This is a genomic window from Lentzea aerocolonigenes, assembly GCF_000955955.1.
Classification (GTDB): Bacteria; Actinomycetota; Actinomycetes; order Mycobacteriales; family Pseudonocardiaceae; genus Lentzea; species Lentzea aerocolonigenes_A.
This window is the reverse complement of sequence record NZ_JYJG01000164.1, coordinates 1-4,299: the sequence shown is the minus strand read 5'-3', so window position 1 is coordinate 4,299 and position 4,299 is coordinate 1. Positions and strand designations below refer to the sequence as shown.

Below are 4,299 nucleotides of genomic sequence, written 5' to 3'. Positions count from 1 at the left end.
GTCAAGGCACCAAGCAGAACACGGTGATCTACGCCGGCGACCGCTGGGCCGACTTCGCCTGGAACGGCATCGGGCACAACCAGTGGGTGCCGATCACCAAGACCGATGCGCGGCCGAGGTTCCACTCGGTGAGTCAGTGGCAGTTCAACGTCACGACCGGCGAATGGCGCGTCGGGCCGGCGAACCACTACATCCTCAACCCGGACATCCAGGCCGACCGCATCATCGTCTCCAGCGTACGGGGATGGCGGAACCTCGGCGGTTCGGTGACCAACGTCAACGGTGGCGTCAACGGGTCTCGCTTCGCCCTCCAGGTGAGCAACAGCGGCGGCGCGGAGCAGCGGATCGAGTCGGTGCCCGCAGGCACCTACACCCTGGCCCTGCACGCTCGGGGCAGTGCCGGCCAGGTCGTGATCACCGGCGCCAACGGCAGCCAACGCACCCTGAGCACCCCGTCGTCGGGAGGCTGGGCCAAGCGCGAGCTCACCGGCATCGTGCTACCCAGCGGGGGCGCCACCATCACCGTGCGGGCGTCGGGTTCGGGCGGTGTCGTCGTCGACCAGCTCTCACTGGTCAAGACCTCACCGCAACCAGGGCAGCATCAGCGGGCGGAGACCGCGTCAGCGATGTGATCGCCGACCTCCATCACGGCCCATCGGCGCCGGGTTGGAGGTCGGATCGCGTAACGGCACCGATCTGGCCATCCACCACTGGCCGCTCGCGCGGTCGAGTTGATCGTCCGTGCAGCGGTGTACACCGCAGACCATGCGAACTCCAGAGGATCGGCAGGGTGATTCCCGTTCGAAACAGTGACCGCGAAGACGGATTGGCCGGCCGAGACCCTCGTCCTCGCCCGGCCAATTCCTGTTGTCAGTGTTCGCTGTTCTGCTGCTAGCCGGCGACGGCACCCATGATTGCGTTGATGATGCCCTGCTGCGTCACCGTGCGTGCCCTTCGGTCGAACAGTCCGAACCCGTACTGGCCGTTGTGTCCGTTGTCCCAGTAGATCGAGGCTGCGCCGTACTTCTTCGAAGTGGCTACGACGGCACGTGCGAAGTCCGCGCGGTACCTGTTGTTCGACGAGTCGAACGACGACTTGTCGATCGAGCCGTATTCACCGACGACCACCGGGTAGCCCTTCGAGACGAAGACGTCGCGCATCAGCTTCAGCTGCGAGTCCAGGTAGTCCTCCTGGCCCCAGGTGGACTTCTTCGAGGGGTTGGTCGATCCTCGTCCCCACTGAGTGATCTGGCCGTTTTCCTCTCCAGCGAAGTCCCACGGCGCGTAGTAGTGCACGGAGATCATGATGCGCTTCTCGTTGCTGGGGATCGAGGGGGACCGGTACTGGTCGCTCGGGAGCACGAAGCCGTAGTTCCCCGCGGTGTAGTCGATGTTCGTGTTCCAGCCGGGCACGAGCAACCAGCGCGAGCCGTTGTTCCCGCCGGCTCGCCGTACGGTGTCCACGAAGATCTGGTTGTAGCTGTTGATGTTCGAGTAGCACGGCTGGGTCGGCCGGCCGTACTGCCCGTCGAAGTTCTCGTTCATCGACTCCAGGATCAGGCGCTGGTCGTAGTTCTGGAACCTCTGCGCGATCTGCTGCCAGGCCCTCTGGTACTTCGTCCTGATCGTCGACTGTGAGGACGAGTCGCAGATCAGCCAGGAGCCGGCGAAGTTCTTGTACCCGTCGCCGTGCATGTTGATCAGCACGTACATGCCGCGGTTGTACGCGTAGTTGACGACGGCTTGGATCCTGTCCAGCCAGGAGGAATTGATCGTGTAGTTCGGCCCGGGACCTATGTTCCTCAGGTAGGAGACTGGGATTCGGATCGTTTTGAACCCGGCGGCCCTCACCTTGTCGATGAGAGCCTGAGTGATGACCGGCTGACCCCATGCTGTCTCGTTTGGAGTTCCGTCGAGGGTGCTTTCCAGCTGGTTGCCCAGGTTCCATCCCGCGCCCATGTCGGCAACGATCTGTGAAGCGTTCAGCTGGTTCATGACGTCGGCTGACGCAGGACTCGTCAGGCCGGATGCAGACGCGGCAATCGTCAGCACGGTTGCGAGGAAGCAGGCCCTGAGCCTTCTAACTTTTGAACCCATAAGTTTCTCTTTTCCGGTCTCAAGGGTGCCGTGGCCAGGTAGGTCCGTCTGCCGCATCTGCAGAGTAGGGAAAGTGAATTCCAACATGGCAGGGCCGATCTGTGCAGTCAATCCTTTCCCTGTGGCAAATTGTCGAACGGCGGCCGAATTCGACGATATTCGATTCGAAACGGCGAGTTCGAGCGGTGTCGCCGACAATGATCGGGGTTGTGCGGTTCACCGTCCGGGCACTGTCGCGGCGCCGTGTGGTGGAAACCGTGCTCTCGGAATTCGGACGGTATTGCGAGAGCGTGGCCTTCTCGCCAGACCGGAACGCGCTCTGGGCGGCCACCGGGTGTACCTCGGCGTGGAAGCCGTTCTGCCACCGGGCTGGCAACTCGGTAAGTGGCGGTGCGGTCGCAAGTGGGAGCCATTCGTCTCGCGCCGGTGAGGCATGGTGGTCAGTGCTCTCCGGCGTGCAGCAGCCCGATGGTCGTGCCGACGCGCGGAGAGTCGGCGACAAGAACCTCGGTCACGCCGACGTCGCGCATCGCGCGAGTACGGTGCTGGCCGTTGACGGACCACACTTCCCCGTCGTTCTCACCGATCACGATCGGGTCGCCGAGCAGGCTGTACAACGCCGCCATGGTCCATCCGGTGACTCCCTCGGCGCGCGCCGCGTCGAGAACGACGTAGCGCAACTCCTCGTCGACGCTCAGCCCGGTGACCTTCGCACCGCTGATCAACCGGGTGACGGTGTCGATGACGGTCGACCAGTCGCCGCGGTGATACCAACAGCAGCTCATGCTGGTGGGGGCCTTCGCACGGCCACGCAGCCGCTCCCACCACGAGGCGTTGGCGGCATCGGCAGCAGACGACATGCACGTTTCGCGGAACGGCGTCTTCAGCGGCACGCGGCTGATCGGCACCAGCGCGTAGTCGATGTCCGCGGACGTGGCCTCAGGATCTGGCTGGTGGACGACGTGGCCGCGCTGATCGTCGACCGGGCCACCGACGAGGGCCTCGACGTCGTCGTGGCTCAGGAAGGTCCATTTTGGATCCGAAAGGCTGTGCTGAGGGTGAACCTGGAAAGTGATCCTCTGTCAGGAGCTGAGCATGCCGTTGTCCTGGCTCGGATACGTCGGCAGCGATGATCCGCTGGACTGACACCGGCGGAAGCGCCTCGTCCGCGAAATGATCGCGCCACGCTTGGCTCACGATCAACTCGCAGCCGTTGGTCAGCGACATCCCTTGGCCGCCGTCCGTGCTCTGGATGGCGACAGCGAGCAGCGGGAGGCCGTGGCGGCTGACGAACGCTCCTGGCTGGATGACCATGCGCAGCCTGAGCCAGATCATCACCTACGACGCCTTCCGCAAGCCACCCCGCACGACAAGCGCCTCACCGGTCTCATCGGAGAGCTCTCCATCCGCAGTGAGGACTTCCGCACCCGCTGGGCCGCCACGACGTCGGCACACACCGCACTGGCGGCAGAACACTCCACCACTGCGACGTCGGCGAACTCGTCCTCGGATTCGAGCAGCTCACCCTCGAGTCCACCCCGTCGCTCGTGCTGTCCACCTACATCGCGGCACCCTCCTCCCCGACCGTCGAGCGGCTCCAACTGTTGGCGGCGTGGACAGCGACGGACATGACCACGAAGCGCTGAGGAGCCAGTTAGAGGTGCAGGGCGTGGGTACGAGGTCTGCCGATTCGGTGGATTCGAGCTGGGGCAGCCAGACGCGCCAGAGATGCTGTGTGCCTTCTTCGACGATCTGTTGGACTCCTTGCAAGTTGCCTGATCCGACTTTGTGTCAGGCGGATCGCGGCACTCGCGCTCGTATTTCATGGTGTGGTCGCGTCCGTGCAGTGCGAGCTCGTCCATGACGCGGCGAGTGTCGTCGCCTTCGTTCCTGACGATTGATCAAGTCCACTGCTGGCTGGTTTGTGCTCGTTGCTCAGCTTCGTCCGCGAGGTGATGGACTGAATCAGCTTGGGGCGTGTCCGCCCGACGCTGGACCAATCCACGACTTTAACCGTCCAATATGGATGGACGGCACTGTCCTTTGTAGACCTCCTGGGGGAGACTGGGGACATTTGACGTCGAGACCCAATGAGGCTCTATGGGGTCTGACCAGGCAAAACATGCTGATGGGGCCGCCTTCGGAAGATGTCCCGAGAACGGCCCCATCGTGGCCTGTCAGGTCTGGTCAGTCCACCACTTC

General features: G+C 63.6%; 2 protein-coding genes and 2 pseudogenes. 2 read left to right on the top strand and 2 right to left on the bottom strand.

The genetic code is table 11. The annotated features are described in order from the left end of the window. Positions 1–632 (top strand): annotated as a pseudogene (locus UK23_RS23345) (hypothetical protein); the annotation flags it as partial. Positions 633–891: 259 nt separating this feature from the next. On the opposite strand, the gene UK23_RS23340 reads toward UK23_RS23345, so the two are convergent. Together UK23_RS23340 and UK23_RS23335 are read right to left on the bottom strand one after the other, a co-directional pair. Next, on the bottom strand, positions 892–1,959 hold the full coding sequence (locus UK23_RS23340) for a glycoside hydrolase family 5 protein (protein ID WP_231114631.1): 1,068 nt from the start codon (positions 1,957–1,959) through the stop codon (positions 892–894). A gap of 578 nt (positions 1,960–2,537) precedes the next feature. Then, complete coding sequence (locus tag UK23_RS23335) at positions 2,538–3,005, bottom strand: hypothetical protein (RefSeq protein ID WP_045313743.1); 468 nt, start codon at positions 3,003–3,005, stop codon at positions 2,538–2,540. Positions 3,006–3,270: 265 nt separating this feature from the next. On the opposite strand from UK23_RS23335, the pseudogene UK23_RS55060 reads away from it, so the two are divergent. After that, positions 3,271–3,743 (top strand): annotated as a pseudogene (locus UK23_RS55060) (hypothetical protein). Positions 3,744–4,299 lie beyond the last annotated feature (556 nt).